The organism is Schlesneria paludicola DSM 18645, from assembly GCF_000255655.1.
Classification (GTDB): domain Bacteria; phylum Planctomycetota; class Planctomycetia; order Planctomycetales; family Planctomycetaceae; genus Schlesneria; species Schlesneria paludicola.
On record NZ_JH636435.1, the window covers coordinates 1,783,288 to 1,802,241 of the forward strand.

The following is an 18,954-nucleotide window of genomic DNA, read 5'->3' on the forward strand; positions in this document are numbered from 1 at the left end:
AATCACCAATTGGCTATGCTCGTTACATCTTGCCGTGCTTGCCGAGTCCGTGCGCGGGCGCTTGATTTCACGGGGAGGCTCATCCTCCTTAACTCAAAGCAGCACCACGTCATGAATGAAGGAGCCTACCCGCTTGATCTCAATATCTGCGAATTCCAAGGAGCTCTGTCACCAAACCGTTCACCCGTTAAAGTCGTCGCCCGTAGGCGTGAGCGAACGTCTCGCAAGATTTCGCCAAAGCGAAAGTTCAAGTTCCCATGACACGGGAGTCAGAGAAGGCGATTAAGCCGCAGGCCGATGACTTTGAGCGCTCAATGTGGAGATCGGGGTTGCGGGCTCGCCATTATCTCGAACCAATCGATTCGGTTCTGCCAGGTAGCGACAAAGCGTGTTCATAAACGCCGCAATCTCATGGATATGTGCAAGCCGATGATCGACCTTGATGAACAAAGGCGAAACCCGCCGCGCGACGACTTGACCGTCAACAACGACCGCGCGCCATTCAGGAGCTGCCATACTCACGGTGAGCATGGCGGAATTCATGGGCAGCGTGCTCGGCTTAAAACTCTGCATCGGTGGCGCACCGCTGGGAAAGCTCAGCAAGTTGACGAGAGCGCTGACGCTATTGGAAGCCGCATTGTACGATCGGGTTGGCCGACGAAACTGATTGTTGATCATGAACAGCAGGCAGGTTCCACGAAGGACCGTCTGCATTTTGATTTCACGCCAGACACCGGTCCAAAACCGCTTCCAAGGTGATCGTGCCGCCTCATTGCGACGCTCAGCGGCGGCCTCTGCTCCCCGTTGTCTTGCCTCGTTCCAAAGATTTTGCGCGATGTCTCGCAGCGACATTGCTTCCACATTCTGCAGCAACACCGGCACGACCTGCTTGTCGACAGGCGCCAGGAGCGGCATGGAAATATTAATCTGTTTAAACGGGTGAACTCGCCGCCCAATCACTTTGCAATTGAGGCCAGGATGTTCGGCGAGAGACCGAGCCACGGCGCAAATCAACACATGTGCCGACGAGAGCAGGGTGTTGGAGTTTCGAGACTCCGTTGCAAGAAAATCCGTCATCGGTTGAGTGGCAACGGCCGTTCCCCAAACAATCGTCGGATCGCGGTACGCCCGATTGTCGGACAAGTAAACGCACTTCATCAACCCAAGATCAGACAATGGGCGAGGTTGCGATTCCGTCGAATAGTACGACCCGTTGTTCTGCGTTCCAGACGGCATTCACCTGCTCCCCAGCGTCGAACGGAAAATGCCCCCGAGGCTGATGCGTAGCAGCCTGGCGAAATAACGGGGATCAATTCCGTACCAATTCAAAAACGCCATGACATTGTGAACGTCAAGGTGCCTGTCCCACTTATCAACAGGCAGCTAGAGGATTCATCGGCCAAAAATGCGTCGCATCGGAAACTTTATCACGCAACCTTGGCCGGAAATGATGGCTGAATGTCAAAATGAAGACTCTTGAGCAGACTCAACGTACTTAGACCTGATCCCACAACTCCTTCGACCGATACGAAATACCTCAACCTCTACGAATCAGACGTCCAAGTATCAAGATTCTGGCGCGGCAGACAGTTCACGAGATTAGTAAAGGCGTGAACGGATTCACCAATTCGCTCCTTGGAACTGCACACCGACGTCGGCTCGTCACGTGATGAGAATGCCGTCACCGATCTGTCGAATCTGGAAATTATCGCGCCATTGCGCGCTCGAATCAGCAAATTTCGCGACCCGCGCCGAGGGATAAAATCGCCCCGCCATTTCTATTCAACTCAGTGTTCGTGAACTCACGAAGAGCCACAATGACTGGACATCAATACATGGTCGTCTGAACCGCGCGCGTTAGCCGCTGGCTTCGTTTTCGGACCAGCCATCGCTGAGACCGCCCAGCAGAGGGTGGTACATTTCGTCCCCCGCATGTTGCGTGAACTCGACATTGATTTCGTTGATCTTGAGCTCCAAGCTATCCATACAGGCTGCGACCAGCGCCTTCGCAACCGCAGCGCGCTGCTCAGCGGTGCGTCCGCGGCGAATGTCGCACATGAGCAACGCCGCCGGGTAAGGAGCCTTACCAGTACATCGCCATAATCCTCCTTCGCCCAACTCTCGAATAGCAACGGAAATGCGCCGCACATCCGCCTGCATCATGCGGCTGTAGATCTCACCCAATCGACGAGCGAGTGTGTGTTTGACTTCGATTGGATAGCTCCACGGAACATCAAGCTGTAGATAGGGCATTGCGTTTCTCCTACGTGGTGAAGGGCGGATTCGATGGCGTGGGCGATATCGATGAGCTTGGCGTCACACCCGGCCGGCGCAGCAGCATCAGGCCGACCGGCAGTTCGCCGGCAACCTGGATCGGCAAGGTGACCAGCGCGACCAGGCAAAGCAGTCCAAATCAGCGGGCTCGCCACGCCAAGGTGCGTAGTTCGCCTTGTCTGGTCATAGAAAAGCGACTGCGATGACCACGCCCCCCGCTCTGGCCACCAGTGAAATTCGCATCGGCGACACGTACCAGTCTCCTCTGATCGAAGGCATTTCCATTCTACGTATTTTCTCCTCTTGTCTTATGGTCTGGTTTCACTATCGAGGCAGCGGGCTGCCGCCCCGATAGCCAAGCATCTGGTCGTAAAGGTCGACGCGCCGATCGCGGGGCAGATCGTTCAACCGGTTCCAGATGGGTGCCGTGCGGGTTTCGACCAAGTCGATGTCGGCATAGAGGATCGTATCCTCATCAGGCCCGGCGATGCGGCCCACGGGCCAGCCGTTGGTTCCAGCAATGAGCGAGTTGCCCATGAAGCCAGAGGTTCGCTCCACACCGATGCGGTCGGCCGTGGCGATGAAGATGGTATTGGCATGAGCGGCGGTCATGGTGAGGTAGGCAGCCATGCAGGTGCCGCTCGCATCATAGAGGGGCGGAGGAGTCCACACCCATCCAGTCGGAATGCAGATGATGTCGGCCCCTTGCTGCGCAATAATCCGAACTGTCTCGGGAAACCAGATGTCCCAGCAAACGAGAAGGCCGATGCGCCCAATCCGTGTGTCGAACACGGGATAGCCGAGATCGCCGGGCGTGAAGAATAGCTTCTCCTCATTCCACAGATGGGTCTTGCGATACTTGCCGACAAAACCCTCCGGCCCCACCAGAACCGCGGTGTCGTAAAGCGTCACGCCGTCTCGTTCGGGCAGGCAGCCGACGATGTAGACGCCATAAGCCCTCGCGAACTCTTCCCAGACCTGGACCGTGGGACCGGAGGGCACCGGCTCGGAATGAGCATAAGCCTCTTCGCGGGAGAAAAACGTGTAGCCCGTCGTGGCGAGTTCCGGCAGAACGATGAGGTTCGCCCCCTCTGCGACCGCCAACTTCAGACGCTGTTGGACCGCAGCGAGATTTGCCTCTCGATTTTCCAAACCGACCTGAGGATCAAACTGAACGACAGCGACTCGGACCGGGCTGTTGCGGCGAATCGTGGCGGCAGTGGTATTGTCGACATGCTTTTCTAACATTGGGTCTCCTTTCTTGCTGACCACACGGTTCTATTATAGAACCAACTGCGAAACAGCAAGACAAGTTCTATCATGGACCCAAAAAATAGGAGTATCCGAATGAAGCGCAAGAGCATGGAAGGAGCCGAGTGCCCAGTGGCCCGATCCCTGGACCTGATCGGCGACTGGTGGACATTGCTGCTCGTGCGCGATGCGTTTGACGGCATACGCCGCTTCAGTGAGTTCCAACACAGCCTCGGGATCTCGAAGGGCATCCTTGCTGCCCGACTAAGGGCCCTCCAGGAGGCCGGCATCCTGCAGCCGGTCGAGCCCGAGGACGGTGGTGCGTACCGCGAATATGTGTTGACACCAAAGGGACGCGACCTCTTCAACGTAATCGTCAGCCTAAGGCAGTGGGGAGAAGCCCATTGCTTCCAGCCTGACGAGGCACATTCGGTGCTCGTGGAGAAGTCGAGCGGCGAACCTGTTGGACCGCTTACGCTTCGAAATGCGAGAGGGCGCTCACTCGATGCCTCCGCGACTGAAGTGCGCAAAGTCGGCGATTGAACGGGGCAATAACTCGCATCGCTCAATGCTAAAAGCATGCTGATATTCGCGATATCGGGGAAACACGCAAATCGCTACGGCATTGATGTCATGCCACCCTTTTGTCCAATACCCGCTTGAATACATTGAGGCTTCTGAGCGAGAAACGAAATGTGCTGGCGGCAGAATCGAGATCAAGAAGCTCGTGTTCGATGGGAAAGATGGCCAAGCCCCGGGACGACATGGGCGCCGAAGCCGAGCAGTGAGGTGATTCCTGAAATCCGTTACCATTTTCGTTTACATTTGTAGCCGGCTTGGCTATCTATAAAAATGTCCGCTGAGCCAAAACATCGATCGCCGACTCCATCGCAAGGCCCTGCAGCAATGAATTCCACGGAACGGAAAGACCTCTCAAAAGCGGAATGGAAGGTCATGAAGATCGTTTGGGAATTGCAGAAGGCGATGTCGCGCGAGGTCTACACAATCGCTGGCCAACAATATTCCTGGGCGCCCGCAACCGTCAAAACCATTCTCAAACGTCTGACCACCAAGGGGTATATCTCAGCCACTCCCGTTGGGAATGGATTTGTCTATCGACCGATCCTCAGTGCCGCCACACTGCTGCAATCGGCCGCCGACAACTTGTTGACGAATGCCATCGAAGGGACGACGGGGCCATTGCTCGTTCACATGGTCGAACAGTCTTCACTCAATGCAGACGATCTGGATTCATTGCAAAAGTTGATCGATGCAAAAAAGCAATCGCTGCAGCAGAGTGACCACAAACCAAAGTCCAAGCGCACTCAACCGAGGTCACAATCATGATCAACGGCCTGGTCAATCTGACGAATTCACTCAGTGATCAATGGATCTCGTGGGCCTTCGCAGGCCTGTTGGACACGACGGCTCTACTAATCCTGGTGAGCATTCTGTGGTGGACCATTCGACGACGTGCCTCACCGCAAGTGGGATACTGTCTGTTTCTACTTGTCCCACTGAAATTGTTGTTGCCAATCAGTGTTACCATTCCTGCCGTGGTCGCCCAGTACGTGCCTTCGGTTTGCGTTCCATCCTGGTTCGAATCGCGGACCGAAATCCATTCACCGGCGAATCCGCGATTGGCCGAAATGCCGCTCGACGGACCGTCGCCGCCCGAAGACCGTGATCCCGAGTCTGACCTCGCGGCGACATCCGCAGAACGACACATCGTTCTCGCGTCACCTGATCCATCGAGCCCATCGAACCTTGCGAAATCGCGACCAATTGTAGAACCATTCGCTTTCGAGGCCAAAGATACGGTCGCGATCGGCCCCCGACTTTCCGTCGCTGCATACGTCTTATTGTCCTGGTTCAGTTGCACTGCGTTTCTGTTGGGAAAACTGTTCTCGACACAATGTCGATTTCGCAAGCGGCTGAATCAGCTTGAGACGGTCGAGGACTCGCGGCTAGGTTTAGATCTTCGCGAACTCTGCCGCCGACAAGGTGTTTCCCGACCCGTTCGAGTGATCGTCAGCAACGAGGTTTCGGCACCGTCCGTCTGGGGAATCATTCGACCGACAATCATATTGCCCCGAGAAGTCATTTTGTCCTTGTCATCGCCGCAATTGCAATGGGTCCTGCTCCATGAACTGGCTCATATCCATCGCGCAGACCTATTGGTCGTTGCATGCCAACGATTGGTCGCCGCGATTCATTTTTTCAATCCGGCGATCTGGATCGCGAATCGAATGATTCATCGACTGCGCGAATATGTCTGCGATGATCTGGCGATTTTACGGAGTGAGGGATCGGCAATCGATTCGGGAGAAGCCTTTTTGTTGATCCTGCGTCAGGCTCGCCTGCGTCGGCACAATCTGAATGGAGCATTGGGCGTCTTCGGGCTGGATTCGCGAGCCGTCTGTTTTGCACGAGTTCACCGCTTGATGGATACGGATCGACCGATTCGGACGGGCCTGGACCACTTTTCGCTCTGCGGTTTAGTCTTGTTGGCATCCATCGCCTTGCCCCACATTCATGCCGCGCAAGAACAACAACCGGCGGCCGCGCCGAATCAATCGAAAGAACCGGCCAGCCCACGTGAAGGCGCTCAGAGTGACTCGCTCAAAACCGATCAGAAAAATCCAACCCCGGCCGTGCCCCTTGCCAGGGAGACCGGAGAATTTGAATTGACGCTCGTGGACGCTGCAGGGAAGCCGATCCCAGACGCGACGCTCGAGATCCGCCTGAATCCTCCACCGACTGCGGCACAATTTCAACAAGGCCGGTTCATCAAAACCGAGGGCAAGAAGACGTTTGCTACGACGAATTCTGCGGGACGCCTGGCGATCACGTTCCCTCAGACTTCGACCAGTCTCGACATCAGGATTGTCACCCCTGGCTATGCTCCCTACCGCGCCGCCTGGTCGGCCGAATCGGATACTCAGCAGGCTCCCGCAAAATTCCAAGCAGAACTCGATACGGGCTGGTCGGTGGGCGGCGTCATCGTTGACGAGGATGGAAATGCTCTCTCTGGAGCCCGAATCGAGACACGTGCCTCCTATAAGAACCGTCCCGACGTCTTCACTCGAACAACCATCGGGACAATTGCGACGACTGATGAGGCGGGGAAATGGCGATTCGACAGCGTGCAAGAGCCAGTTGGCCTTCCTGTCGACATCGACCACCCTGACTTCATGCCGATGAATGAAATATTCGCTCGTCGCGACAGTCGCACCGAGAACGGCCGCGAAATCACCGAAAGGAAAATTCGACTTCAGTGTGGCCTGACGGTGAGGGGAAAGGTCATCGATGAAAAAGGAAATCCCATCGTTCAGGCGCGGGTGTTTGCCAGGGTGGCTTCGTATCACATCCGGCAAGTGATGACCGAAACTGATGGAACCTACAAACTCCCTGGCTGCGCAACGAATACAACCAGAATTGTCGTCTTCGCTAACGGACGCGCCCCCGAGGCTAAAGATGTTTTGATCGAACCCGCGATGACACCCGTCGACTTTCAAATGCAACCTGGGGCGAAAATCCGTGTGAAAATCCTGGACGAAGCGGACAAGCCCATCCCCATGGCTCATTTGATATTCCGCGGTTGGCGAGGGACTTCGTTCGGCTACTTTGAATTCGATCAGGTGAACCGCCACGCAGACGAACAAGGCATCTGGGAATGGGATGCGGCGCCCCTCGACGAATTCCAGGCGGATATCTGTCGACCGAACGGACTGTGTTTGGCAAAGCAAACCTTGAAAGCTCGAGACGAAGAATACGTCTTTCGACTGCCGGCAGCACTGGTCGTTGTCGGCAAAGTCATTGATGCGGAAACGAAAACGCCGGTCAAAAGCTTTGTCGTGACGACGGGCAATCGCTTCGACAATGGGAGTGCCATTCCCAGCGATCGGTTGATTATTGGCCGAGCGAAGGGGAGCGACGGAAGCTATCGTATCGAACAAACCGAGGGGGTCGACGCTCGTCGGAACGTGAATTGGGTACAAGTCGAATCAAATGGGTATCGATTGTCGGATTGGCGCGAAGTCAAATTCGACCTGGTAGGAACCGCCTCCGTCGACTTTGAATTGACAAAGTCACAAAACGTTCCGGTGACTCCAATTGGGACGCCCATACCCAGCGACACGGTAAGTTCGTCGAACGCACTCACGTCAGAAGCAACCACAGCCATTTCGTTACCCGCTGGCTGCATCAGCGCACTAAAACACAATGTGGATGCACTCAAAGCATGTACACTCGCGTATTCGCAACACAGGGAATACGTGCCGCTACCGGAAGGCGAACGCGACAACCGTCCCACTCAAGGTGTCGATGGGTATACGGTCCTTGACGACGGACGCATTTATCATCGACGCATTTTCTCAAATCGCGCGGAACGAACTCGGAGCGACGGCACATTGAGGCCGAACTACGAGGAATACGCCTTTGACGGACAAGTCTTCTATCTTGGCTCACCGGGGCTGGGTCGCGGACATGTGACGAAGTTCCTGGGCGAAAATCGGGACAGCAAAGAAGCTCAGACCCTGACGGTTCACGTGTACTATTTGGAGGCGGCAGGCTTCCAGCTGCCCAGAAGCTTCGCGGATTGGCGAACATCCACCTTGGATTCGTCGATCCTGAAAGCCGCGGCCGAAGGCAAGATCAATAAACTGACCGAAGAAGGTTCGATCCTGACATTGGAAATGGAAGTCCCCGATCAAACCGTGTTGATAGCGCGCAAAATCGATTTGGAAGCGATGAAGCGAGAGGCCGAAACAAGAGGAAGCCAACTGTTCAAGGACAATCAGTTCAAGTTGATTGACTTGTACCGCAAAGTCGCTGCACGCGAGCCTTGGCGAAAGACCGTGATCAAACTCGATCGTCAAAAAGGCTATGCCTTGCGGCATCAGACAGACGAAACCCTGGACGGAAAGCGGATTCAAACGATTGACTGCGAAGAATTCGAGCATTTTCCTCAACAACAAATTTGGCTACCACGCCGATGCATCGAGCGTGACTACACTCGCTCACCATTTTTTCTGCAAGACTTCACGGATGAACCGGAACTGACAACCCAAATCAAATTGGACTCAATTGCATTCACCAAGCCCGACGAGGTTTCATTCAAGATCGACTACGGCCCCGGCTCAAGAGTGACCGACCGCAGCCGACCAACCGCAGAACCAATTCCCAAGGACTAAGTCCACCTGACGTGGCCTTCGCTTTTTGAGGACGGTCATTGAGGGAATGATTTATGGATGGTTTCACAGGAAACTGTGATCAACTACGGCAGCGCAGATCGGGGCGGCGCCCTCACTCAAGTACCGAATTCTGAAGACGCTGGCGCCAGAAAATCCGCCTTAAACGGAATTTGCGGAAATGTCGTTAAATTTTACGACAGCGACGGCCGATTCACTTCAAAGCGGACCGAAAGTCCGTCCATTCGCATCGCTCGCTCTCGAGGGGCATTCACGGACGACGTTCTATCCGTAGAGATTCAATGTGAGCCCCACCGATTCTCTTCGCTGCCAGTCCCTTTCCGCATTTGCATTTTTGCTTTGCGTCTCAGCCTCATTCGGAATTCTTTTCGCCCAAGAAGATTCATCCGGACGAGCTGACGGACCACTCACAGTCGCCGAAGGGATCGACCACGCCTGCAACGCGGTGGCATTGGCACCATTGGTGGACGAGTTCGAATCACACGAAGGCAACTTCGCGAGCGTATCCGAGCAAGATTCGTTCAGCGAGATTCCCCTCAAAGCGGTGTTCGATGATGGTTTTCGTCTCAAGTCAAAGGACGATCAGTTTCAACTCCGGATTCGAACGCTGTTACAACTCGACGGCAAAGTTTTCGCACCATCGGATCAAGAGCCAGCGCGAAGCGGTCTATATATCCCCCGTTTTCGAGTCTATTTCGAAGGTCAACTGACGGACCTGTTTGAATACGAATTGTCATTGCAACGAAGCGTCGAAGGCACATTCGACATTCTGGATGCAAATATTAACTTCGTTCGTGATGAAGAATTTCAGGTGCGACTGGGACGCGCTTTAGTGCCGTACAGCTATGCATGGTATGACCACCTTGAGCAGTACTACATCACACCCGAACGAGGACTATTTGCGCTCAACTTTGGGCTCGCCCGCCAAGCGGGGTTGTTCGCCCACGGCAAGGTCTTCAATCAACAACTGCAGTACGCGATTGGCGCCGCGTTTGGGCAACTTTCCGGCCTCGCCGACACCAACACAACTCGCGACGCTGTCGGCTATTTGAACGCCAAGCCATATTTGCATTCCGAACAATTTTCATGGCTCCGTTTTCTCAACATTGGTGGGTCGCTGGCAGTAGGACAACAGGCGTATGAGGCCGCACCGTTACCCTTAAGAACATCAATCCAGACATCGGAAAACGATGAAGCAGCGCAAGGAGCTTCGTCAATTTTTCTAGAGTACACGACGGGCTCTGTCGCCAAGGGTGAACGACTACAAGGAGCCTTGCATGCGGCTCTCTATAGCGGCCCGTTTTCCATTGAAGCAGAATGTTACGCGGCTCGTTTTGGACTCGCTCCCAACTCCGCGTCATCTTCCGTGGGAATTCCAATTCTTGGTTACGACGTGACGCTCGCCAGTTTCCTCACTGGAGAAACAGTTGAGGATCGCAAGACCGTTACCCCATTACGGCCGATGACGAAGGATGGACCAGGCCGCGGTGCGGTCGAAGTCTTTGGACGATACTCAAATCTAAAGATCGGCAGTGAAGTATTCTCGTCAGGGTTAGCGAACCCCAACGACTGGACGAACTCAGCCGGAATCATGGATGTCGGAGTCAATTGGTATCTGACTCACTTCGTTCGCGTGACACTGGATTGGCAACATTCCATGTATGCAACTCCAGTTCTTCTTAACGAACAGAAAGATTTGAGATCGAAGCACAACGATCTCTTTTGGGTGCGATGCCAGTTGTACTTCTGACGATGCGCGCCGGCTCAGACGCCGGGTCATCGACCGATGACCAAGCCCGCCTCGCACGACCTTCTCATCCATTCGCCTGAGACATGGCCGGCAATCGCGGCAGCGTTGTCGAGGCATGGTTCAACGACGAATCAAATCAGCGCCTCGTTTCATTGTCAATTCGAAGTGGCGGGAGTTGAGGCTTCAGTTGACGTGACGGAAGAGTTCGCCATTTGTCATGACCACGTGGCAGAGAACAGCACTCGCATTCTAAGCTGTCGATCGTGGCTTGCTGAGCAAGAGCCAGATGGAAAGCAACGTCAGAGGCACGACGATCGACCAGTAGGGGATACGAAAATCGACAGTCGTACTCTCGGATCGAACGCCATTGACAATCCGCATGACAGGAAAAGTTCGGCGCCCAAATCCAAATTGCAGAGAGTCCCATTCGTCGTCGTAGCCGAGTCCGCTCCCAGCACGATCAAGAATCGCCGACTCGTAGGCCATCGTCACAGGGGCGTCTGAGCCAGCGAAGCGAATAATGAAGACTCCACTGATTGAGATGACTTCCATTTCCGACTTCGTAAGAAAATCCCCAACGAGCGTACTTCGCACCCAGCCGCCCGCAAATACACAAGCCATCACCAGCGTCAGTATGCCGACCTTGCGCTTCCACCCTGTGAAGAACTCTCGCATCATCTGACTTTCATCATTCGTGACGATTCGTCTGTAGTCTGCCAATGCGCGCGGTGGGAAGCAAGCCTCATTCGAGGCGTGGTGCTCTGCTCAAGCCTGGCTGACAAATGAATCGCTGTGCCATGCCTTGGTGGAATCATGATGGAACAGGAACCAGATGATTCCCCACGAGCACCAGGGAACGCGCGACTTGCATTGCGTCGCTGATGGACTCGTCCATCTTGATGTTATGGACATCCTGTGAAGCGACGTTCACATCGGCTCCGGCGTCTATCGCCAGTTGGATGGCATCGCTGGAGATGACGGGGTTCAGCTTTTGCAGTGCGGATTTGAGACGAGGCCAACGTATTACGTCACTGGTGGTTTCCCGCCCATGCGTTGAATTGGCACCACCGATTTTTTCGTAGAAGCAATTGGCACACGGCCAGCCCAATTCTTCAAATAGGGAAATGGCAGGCTGTTCCACCAAGGCGTTTTCGGAAAAGTCGGTGTTGGTCATGCATCGGCCTCGATTCGCGTTACGACCGGTTCGCATGCGGTTGTCGTGGCGTTGCTGCGACAGCCTGTTTTGCTTGAGACACTCGCTTGATCCCCAGAGCACGCTTCATGGAGTTTCTTCCGAGAAGACCGACCTCGTTGCAAAATTTGTAATCGAGAAACTTCTCTGAGACTCCCCAGAAAGTTTCAGGGCATGGTCGCCCCTATGGGGTTCATCACCACCCTTTTTCATATTCATCAACTCTGAAAAATCTGGCTGTATCGCAAAAAGCTCCCCTGAAAACGGAACTTCAAAAATGCGGCGGCTGAAAAAATGCCGGTGTGTAAGAGGTTGGCCCGATTCAAAATCGGCCAGTGAGTTTGGGAGTCAGAAACTGACGGTCACCCCGAAACAGGGTTCTCTCCTGAAGAGTGTGCATGCGGTTCTTCGACGACCACTTGGAATCCAATGGTCATTGCTGGATCGTCAAATCAGGGAAGGAGGCCCTCAACCGTTGTTGACCCGCTTCAGTGACCTTCGTAGAGCCAACGCTGATTATCGTCAGGTGTTTGTGGCCGCTCAAAACTTTCAAACCTTCATCCGTGATCAAGGTGTTGTGGAGAAACAGTATGTGAAGTGGACCCCGTTTTTCGGACCACCGTCTTAGATAGAAAACGGAGTTTGGATCGAGGATTATTGAGGCATCGTGTCGAGCAATTGAGCGGGAGACAACCGTGCCTCGGAGCAGACGTAAATTCGACGGACCATTTAAGGCGAAAGTTGCCTTGGATGCGATTCGTGGATTGAAGACGACGAGCGAATTGGTATCGATTCATAAAGTTCATGCGACGCAGATTGCACTTTGGAAAAAGCAGCTGTTGGAAGGAGCGATTTCGATTTTCGAGAGTCCTTCAGCGAGCAAGGCCACCACCGACGAACCGAGTTCCGCAGAGCTCTATGAACAAATCGGTCGACTGAAGGTTGAGCTCGATTGGCTCAAAAAAAAAGTGGCCGAGCACGGTGGCTGAACGTCGGTCTTGGATTGATCCGAGCGATCGCTTCGTGAGCATTCGTCGGCAGTGCGCGCTGCTGGGCCTGCATCGCTCGAACGTGTATTACGAACCGGTCAGCGTGAGCGAAGAAGATCTTCGTTTGATGCGACTGATTGACGAGCAGTATCTCCAACATCCGCATCTGGGCAGTCGCGGGATGGTGTCTCATCTGGCACGGCATGGTGAGTTGGTCAATCGCAAGAAAATACAGCGATTACTGAGAGAAATGGGGCTTAAGTCTCTTGCCCCGAGTCCTCGGACGACACAGCGAGCGGTCGGGCACAAGATCTACCCGTACCTTTTGCGAGATGTTGAGATCGTGCGTCCCAATCAGGTTTGGGCGTGTGACATCACGTTCGTCCCGATGCGTCGAGGGTACCCGTCAAAGCCAAAGACTGAACGACGATCACAAGGAAGACCTAGGGCGGCAGCAAGAATGGCTCTGAGGTCGTGATCGAAGGCGGCGGGCGACGGAGGAGGGTTTGCAAACAAATCTTTGATCAAATCCCACTGAGCATCTGTTAAAAAAGGCTTCGGGGCCGTCCTGGACCCTGTCGTATTCGGCGGCCGTCGCTGGGGCCAATGAGACAGGGACATAAGCATGTGAGTTGCTCCTTTCGCTCACATGGGTACGCAAATTGCCTGCCATAGTATTTATTGCAAAAGTGGGTTTTGAAACTGCCTCTAGTCGTCAATCCGTGATTGGTCCGCTTAGTGGGTCAGGATCAGACGAATAAAACCACGATCTATTTCAAAGCACACAATAAACCAAAAGAAACGTGGCTATCCACTCCTGCTTGTCGGCGGCCTTGATGGATTGGCCTTACGCCCGGTCCGCCGTTGAATCTTGTTGACAAGGAATGTCTCGTTACTCAAGATCGTTTGAGCATCAGGCTTCAGTCAGACCAATGAAAGGGAAGGGGAAAAAATGGCGAAGAAAAAAGCCTCTGTTCTCAACACGGTCGGCCAAGTGGTTTCGGATTTTGCCAAGAAGGCGACGACGACTGCGAGAAAAGCCACGAAAGCGGTTGCAAAGACAGTCAAGAAAGACCTCAAGATCGCAAGGGAGGTCACCGTCGATGCGAAAAAGGCAGTCACGAAGGTCGTAAAAAAGACAATGAAAGCCGTCAAGAAAGTCACAACGAAAAAGTAGACCCTGAGTTAGCAGGTAGAACGAGAAGCTCGAAGCGAACACTCTTCTTCGCCTCGGCGTCGTCTGACGTGACCATCAAACGAGTTCAGGCGGTTCAGGCTCAGGTAGGACAACCAACTGGTGACAAAAATGACACGAGTTTTCCAAAGTGGCGAGGAGATCAGGGTATTCGTTGAAGAAGAATTTGACATTCGAATCGATGATGCACCGCAGGAGACCTATGCCCGGTTAGATGCAGGCGGGTTGCTCGTGACAGGCGGTTCAACTGGTGTTCGGCGTGAAGGAGGTGTGAGCTTTTTCCATTTCAAAGCCCTTGCTCCCGGAGTTCAAAGAGTGGACTTTCCGCCAACAATGATGGCTCAGAATGTGGAGATTCAAGACTCGATTGGGGTTCCAATCGTGGAGTTTTTTGGTGAGGCGGCGGCAACGGAATCAATTTCGGAAGACAATCCTCTACCGCTTGCAGATCCAGCATGAGCGGGCGTACTTAGGCAGTGAATACGCTGGACTGATGCTCTTCGTTGCCCAGTGATTTTCATCATGCGAAATTGGGAACTCCCGTTACAACGTGCCTTGTCAACTCTTGGCCTGAGTGGCAAGCAAGTCGCACCGAAGGAAAAATGTACGGTGAGCCCCTTTTTGGCGGACTCGATGATGGATTACCTACTTTCGCCGAAATGAAGTATTCATTGACAAACGCCGGTTCCTAAACAAGTTGGAGTTTCTTTCCGACGACTCTCGTGAAGGCGGGCATAATTCTGATTGTTCATCAGTTTCACTCGATTCAGGCGTAGGATCGGTTGACGGCTTCGGATTTGACTGAGAAAGTAGTTTGAATCGCTTGTCGTTCAGGTTAGGGCGATTGTCTTTTTCTCCGTAGCCGATCACTCCCTCTTCCATTTCGGACAGACGCTGAAATCTAAGGGCATCTTTTGTCGCAAAGATTCCCCACAATTCGTGAGGATCGCAGCTAACTGTCGGAGTTCCTATGCAAGGTTCAACGGGACATCCTGCGTATGGCATGAAACCCACATATCGCCACCCAAAGAGAGATTTCCGCCCACATTGATCTGTGGCGATTATTGGTTCGTAGAATCCAAGCGGCACATCTCGGCTGGCATCGAAAATCTGCTCAACTCCGCCGCCAGATGAGTCACCGTTAAAGCTGGCGTTTTTCGTGTCTTTTGAAGCGGCCGGTGAACCGCCATGTACTGCGGAAATCAGGCCGGCGACGGAATTCAAAATCGCAGCGGTTTGTTGGTCTTGCTGAATTCCAACAGTAGTCAAGTTCCAACCGTCTTGGAGTACGATATCAAGTTTTCCAATACCCAGCCCAGGAGTCATACGAATTGAATACTCTTCATTATAGTCAGGCATATACCTTATCGTCATCGATACTTTCGTAAAGTTTGATACCTCGGTTATAGTAGGTTTGTCGGGATCTTGGACCAACTTGGTCTCGTTATTCCCGCCCTTGGATTGATCGCCGGGTTTTGCTGAAGCCTGCGGCTCGCTTCCAGCGGGGCCAATAAACAAGTAGGGTTTAGGGCGCCAGTACCTAATTCCTTTATCTTTCAAACTTGGGTCTTTACGAACTAAAACTTGCGTGCAACCCAATGATAAAACGATGATGTACAACAAGCAAAGAGAGGTAAATTGTCGCATTTGCTACGTCCTTGCAGCGGTTCACATCGAGCCCTCTGGTGCAAAAATCGACATCTGGTAAAATCTTAGCCCGTCCTTTTGATTCGGGGTCGACAAGTTTTTCTGCGTATCGGCATTTGTTTAACGATTGCGTCAAATGGCTAGACAATGACGTCATTTTGAGCTGGACTGACGGAACGATTCTCTAACAGCCTGCTGAAGTAAGGGCGATAGGAACCTTGGCATTCACAATGTCATGGCGTTTTTTGAATTTGGTCGGAGCCAGTCCCCGTTACTTCAACAGGCTGCTAAGCAAGGCAGAAGCAGATTCTGCCGAAATCGAAAGGTCGCTCTAACATGACCGAGCCCGAATTCATCAATCCCAGCAAGCTTCGGCCAGGCCCGATTCGCCACGAGTAACTTCCGCCAGAGTTGCTCGAAGAGATCGAGGCAGTATTCAATCTCATCGGCCCATACCTCAACATGACGCTTGAGCAGTTCGAGATTGGCTTCATGAGGGACAGTGAGCCCAAGAGTGAAGTTGCCGTCTGGTGCAGCATCACGGCGGCATGGCTTGCCTACCACGAAAAGCACCTGAACGACGAGACGCTTCCAGATGACGACGAGAAGACGCTACTCGATGCCTTGATTCAGATTTCCACGGGCATCGATGATGTGAGCAAATTGAGCGTCCCAGCCGGGGTCGGATTCAGACTGCTTCAGTGTTACGATGACTTGGTGATCGATTGACCGACTGGATCACGCTGCGGCCACACTGAGCAATGGAGATATGCATTCCCTTATCATATTCTATGACTGCGGCCAGGCGAAATTTTAAGAAAATGCCCCCATAACCGCCTGGGTCGTGGTTTCAGAGTGCAGATCGACTGTCCTCAGGACTGAAGACCCAGCAACCTCCTCGATTCACCCGGTCCTCGCCGTGTTGCGGTCACTGAGGATCTTGGCCACTTGATAGCGTACCGATCGCTGCACCACTCAAAGACATTTCAGTGCATGTCCTTGATGCCCCATTTGTTAGATAGCTACTGCCCCACCTGGTGTGGATGGCTATCGGCGTCGATCACCGTTGACGGTCCTGGATTCAAGTGTCCGTGTTCCCGCCATCGACTGGATCTCTTCAGAAAATGCGTGCTTTCCAGAAAGAACAATTACCGCAAAAAGAATGTAACGTACACAAAAAGGTATTGTATGGCCTGTCCCCCAGTGAGTGAATGTAGTCGAAGAGCGCCAGCCGAAATCGGCCACGAAGAAGTTGAGGAGCATGAACCATGGAAATAATCCCTGTTTCACTGACTAGAGGCCCCCCTCCTTCAAGTAAACGGCCCGTCGTCGATTTCCTTCCCCGAGATTTTGGACTTTCAGTTCCTAAGGATTTCGAGAACTTCAAGAAGAATTCGGGGAAGGTTTTGGAGCCGTATCCGTTCACCTGATGGATATATGAAACGGCGCAGAGTTCACTGCTGAATTCGTGGCGAAACCATGACGCTGCAGCAATCTTTTTCTCAGAGAGTGCTTGGTACTGCGTGGAAAACCAAGACGGAATTCGACAAGATTCTGTTCGCTTCCCGGTGCCAGCTCCGCAACCGAAGTCCATCGAACGAACATACCGACTGCACCCAGATGGTGCGAGCAATTTGGACAGTGTCATGAAAATGTTGACGACTATTGCAGCATTGTTCCTCTGCGTTGGCCCAATTTGTGCCCAGGAGCCGAAGCCTCAGAAATACGCTCTCCTAGACGCCGTTCGGGAATATGATCATCCCGACATGAATCAGACGCCTATTCAGTATCCTGAAGTCGATGCCAAGTCGATGAACGACTTGCTCAAGGAGGCTGGGTACGAGGTCGACCTGCTGCTTGGCAAGCAAGCGACCCAGGACATTATTCGCAATAAATTGGCAACCTTTGCGACAAAAGGTGGCAACAAGGGAGTCGTCGTTGTCGGTTTGTTCGGACATGGGATCGAGTTTGACTCGACTAAAACGTCGTACTTTTGCCCTTACGATACGGTGGTGAAATCAAAGCGGGATAAGAAGGGACTTCCGATCTCCGACGACAATGGCAAAGCGAGGATGGAGCCTGATGCCGACACGATGATCGCAATCGAAGATGTTTTGTTGGCGCTCCGTGAATCAAAAGCCACGAATAGAATCCTTTTTGCCGATTGCTGTCGGAGTGACCCGAATGCCGCTCGGGGAAGGTCATTCGGCACAAGCCTGGAGACCAATCAACTGCCAACAAATACTGCAGTGTTGTTTGCGTGCTCTGCTTCGGAAAAGGCGTACGAACATCCTGAATGGGGACATGGAGCATTCACCAAATGCTTGTTGGATGCGATTCGGCAGAATGCTTCACATGGCAAATCACTGGTTGCCTTCGTCGCCGCCGATGTGGAAGAAGCCGTCGAACAACTCGTGAGAGACAAGGTTCGTGCCAGCCAAACACCCAGATCGATTTCGACTGGCGGACGTGTGGATTTAAAGTTGACGTCATTGTCACCTTCGAAACCAAGAACTGAGAAACCGGGCGAACCAGAAGAAGCGAAGCTATCTGAATCTGCGAAGCCTCAACAAAGAATGAATACTATTGAGGCCGTCTATACTCGCACCCAAAGATTTGATGGCTTGAAGGCTGGTGATCGAAAAGAATTAATGAAAGGTTACTTCTTTCGGTGGTGTCCTGCAGGTGTCTTTATAATGGGAAGTCCGAAGTCTGAAAAGTGGCATGATGACAATGAAAACGAGGTTTCCGTCACTCTGACTAAAGGATATTGGATGTGCGAGACAGAGGTCACGCAAAAGCAGTGGTTGACTTTAATGGGGACGAAACCCTGGATTGGTAGAACTGATTGCGCAGCGAGTTACATCACCTACTTGGAAGCTGTCTCGTTTTGTGAGAAGCTGACAAGACGTGAACACAGTTCGGGACAATTACCTAACGAATGGAAGTATAGCTTGCCGAGCGAGGCGCAATGGGAATACGCATGCCGAGCCGAAATGAGGACGGCATATTCGTATGGTGATGATGAATCTCAACTGAGTGAGTACGGCTGGGTTTCAGAAGAGCGCTATGTTCATGTAGTTGGCCAGAAAAAGCCAAATGACTGGGGATTAAACGACATGCACGGCAATGTTAGCGAATGGTGCAGCTACTTGTATCGTAGCAGATTAAGCGGCGGCCGAGACCCTGTTGGAAGTAGTACCGGCTCAGAGCATGTGATACGGGGCGGTAGTTGGTACAGCGGCGATAGATTCTCTCGCTCAGGGTGTCGGAGTAAAAGGTCACCCGAAGATCGAGACAGCGGAATAGGTTTTCGTTTGGCAGCCGTCGTTTTAGCGGTGAAGTAGCAATTCATGATCTTATTCGGAAATATTTTGCGGGAATTCGGGCATCGAATGTTCACGAACGATCGCATTCACATCTACCACTATGAAAAGTCTGAA

General features: G+C 53.0%; 16 protein-coding genes. 10 read left to right on the forward strand and 6 right to left on the reverse strand.

Translation table 11 applies throughout. The features are described 5' to 3' along the window. Nucleotides 1-282: 282 nt before the first annotated feature. The 3 genes from OSO_RS0125025 to OSO_RS0125040 all read right to left on the reverse strand — a co-directional run bounded on the left by OSO_RS0125025 (nt 283) and on the right by OSO_RS0125040 (nt 3,522). Complete coding sequence (locus OSO_RS0125025; RefSeq protein WP_010585800.1) at nt 283-1,236, reverse strand: 2-oxo acid dehydrogenase subunit E2; 954 nt, start codon at nt 1,234-1,236, stop codon at nt 283-285. Between the two features lie 621 nt (nt 1,237-1,857). Beyond that, nucleotides 1,858-2,253 carry a tautomerase family protein gene (locus OSO_RS0125035; RefSeq protein ID WP_010585801.1) on the reverse strand — a complete coding sequence of 132 codons (396 nt, stop codon included), beginning with the start codon at nt 2,251-2,253 and terminating at the stop codon, nt 1,858-1,860. A gap of 345 nt (nt 2,254-2,598) precedes the next feature. Then, nucleotides 2,599-3,522 (reverse strand): nitrilase family protein, encoded by a 924-nt coding sequence (locus OSO_RS0125040; RefSeq protein ID WP_010585803.1) that lies wholly within the window; start codon nt 3,520-3,522, stop codon nt 2,599-2,601. 99 nt (nt 3,523-3,621) lie between these two features. Between OSO_RS0125040 and OSO_RS0125045 the strand changes: the two genes are divergently transcribed. From OSO_RS0125045 to OSO_RS45025, 4 genes are all read left to right on the forward strand, one after another. Next, a complete protein-coding gene (locus OSO_RS0125045) occupies nt 3,622-4,068 on the forward strand; it encodes a winged helix-turn-helix transcriptional regulator (RefSeq protein ID WP_010585804.1) in 447 nt (148 codons plus the stop codon). 363 nt (nt 4,069-4,431) lie between these two features. Then, nucleotides 4,432-4,872 (forward strand): BlaI/MecI/CopY family transcriptional regulator, encoded by a 441-nt coding sequence (locus OSO_RS45020; RefSeq protein WP_050986189.1) that lies wholly within the window; start codon nt 4,432-4,434, stop codon nt 4,870-4,872. Further along, on the forward strand, nt 4,869-8,720 hold the full coding sequence (locus OSO_RS0125060) for a M56 family metallopeptidase (protein WP_010585806.1): 3,852 nt from the start codon (nt 4,869-4,871) through the stop codon (nt 8,718-8,720). Before OSO_RS45020 ends, OSO_RS0125060 begins: the two co-directional genes overlap by 4 nt. A gap of 301 nt (nt 8,721-9,021) precedes the next feature. Next, nucleotides 9,022-10,488 (forward strand): OprO/OprP family phosphate-selective porin, encoded by a 1,467-nt coding sequence (locus OSO_RS45025; protein WP_010585807.1) that lies wholly within the window; start codon nt 9,022-9,024, stop codon nt 10,486-10,488. A gap of 249 nt (nt 10,489-10,737) precedes the next feature. On the opposite strand, the gene OSO_RS0125080 is transcribed toward OSO_RS45025, so the two are convergent. Further along, nucleotides 10,738-11,166: a hypothetical protein gene (locus OSO_RS0125080; RefSeq protein WP_157605441.1), complete on the reverse strand. Its 429-nt coding sequence runs from the start codon at nt 11,164-11,166 to the stop codon at nt 10,738-10,740. 133 nt (nt 11,167-11,299) lie between these two features. Next, nucleotides 11,300-11,662 (reverse strand): type I restriction endonuclease, encoded by a 363-nt coding sequence (locus tag OSO_RS0125085; protein ID WP_010585809.1) that lies wholly within the window; start codon nt 11,660-11,662, stop codon nt 11,300-11,302. A 713-nt stretch (nt 11,663-12,375) separates the two neighbouring features. Here OSO_RS0125085 and OSO_RS0125095 point away from each other — a divergent pair. The 4 genes from OSO_RS0125095 (at nt 12,376) to OSO_RS0125110 (ending at nt 14,323) form a co-directional block, all read left to right on the forward strand. Next, entirely contained in the window at nt 12,376-12,669 is a 294-nt protein-coding gene (locus OSO_RS0125095) for an IS3 family transposase (protein WP_010582138.1), read from the forward strand. Nucleotides 12,670-12,772: 103 nt separating this feature from the next. Then, entirely contained in the window at nt 12,773-13,147 is a 375-nt protein-coding gene (locus tag OSO_RS52690; RefSeq protein WP_390511463.1) for an IS3 family transposase, read from the forward strand. A gap of 474 nt (nt 13,148-13,621) precedes the next feature. Further along, a complete protein-coding gene (locus OSO_RS0125105; protein WP_010585812.1) occupies nt 13,622-13,846 on the forward strand; it encodes a hypothetical protein in 225 nt (74 codons plus the stop codon). 120 nt (nt 13,847-13,966) lie between these two features. Beyond that, on the forward strand, nt 13,967-14,323 hold the full coding sequence (locus tag OSO_RS0125110; RefSeq protein ID WP_162130561.1) for a hypothetical protein: 357 nt from the start codon (nt 13,967-13,969) through the stop codon (nt 14,321-14,323). 186 nt (nt 14,324-14,509) lie between these two features. On the opposite strand, the gene OSO_RS0125115 is transcribed toward OSO_RS0125110, so the two are convergent. Next, a complete protein-coding gene (locus OSO_RS0125115) occupies nt 14,510-15,511 on the reverse strand; it encodes a hypothetical protein (protein ID WP_157605443.1) in 1,002 nt (333 codons plus the stop codon). A 492-nt stretch (nt 15,512-16,003) separates the two neighbouring features. On the opposite strand from OSO_RS0125115, the gene OSO_RS0125120 reads away from it, so the two are divergent. Then, the gene (locus OSO_RS0125120) at nt 16,004-16,240 is read left to right on the forward strand and encodes a hypothetical protein (RefSeq protein ID WP_157605444.1); all 237 of its coding nucleotides are present in this window, start codon (nt 16,004-16,006) and stop codon (nt 16,238-16,240) included. 917 nt (nt 16,241-17,157) lie between these two features. After that, a complete protein-coding gene (locus tag OSO_RS52090; protein ID WP_157605445.1) occupies nt 17,158-18,858 on the forward strand; it encodes an SUMF1/EgtB/PvdO family nonheme iron enzyme in 1,701 nt (566 codons plus the stop codon). Nucleotides 18,859-18,954 lie beyond the last annotated feature (96 nt).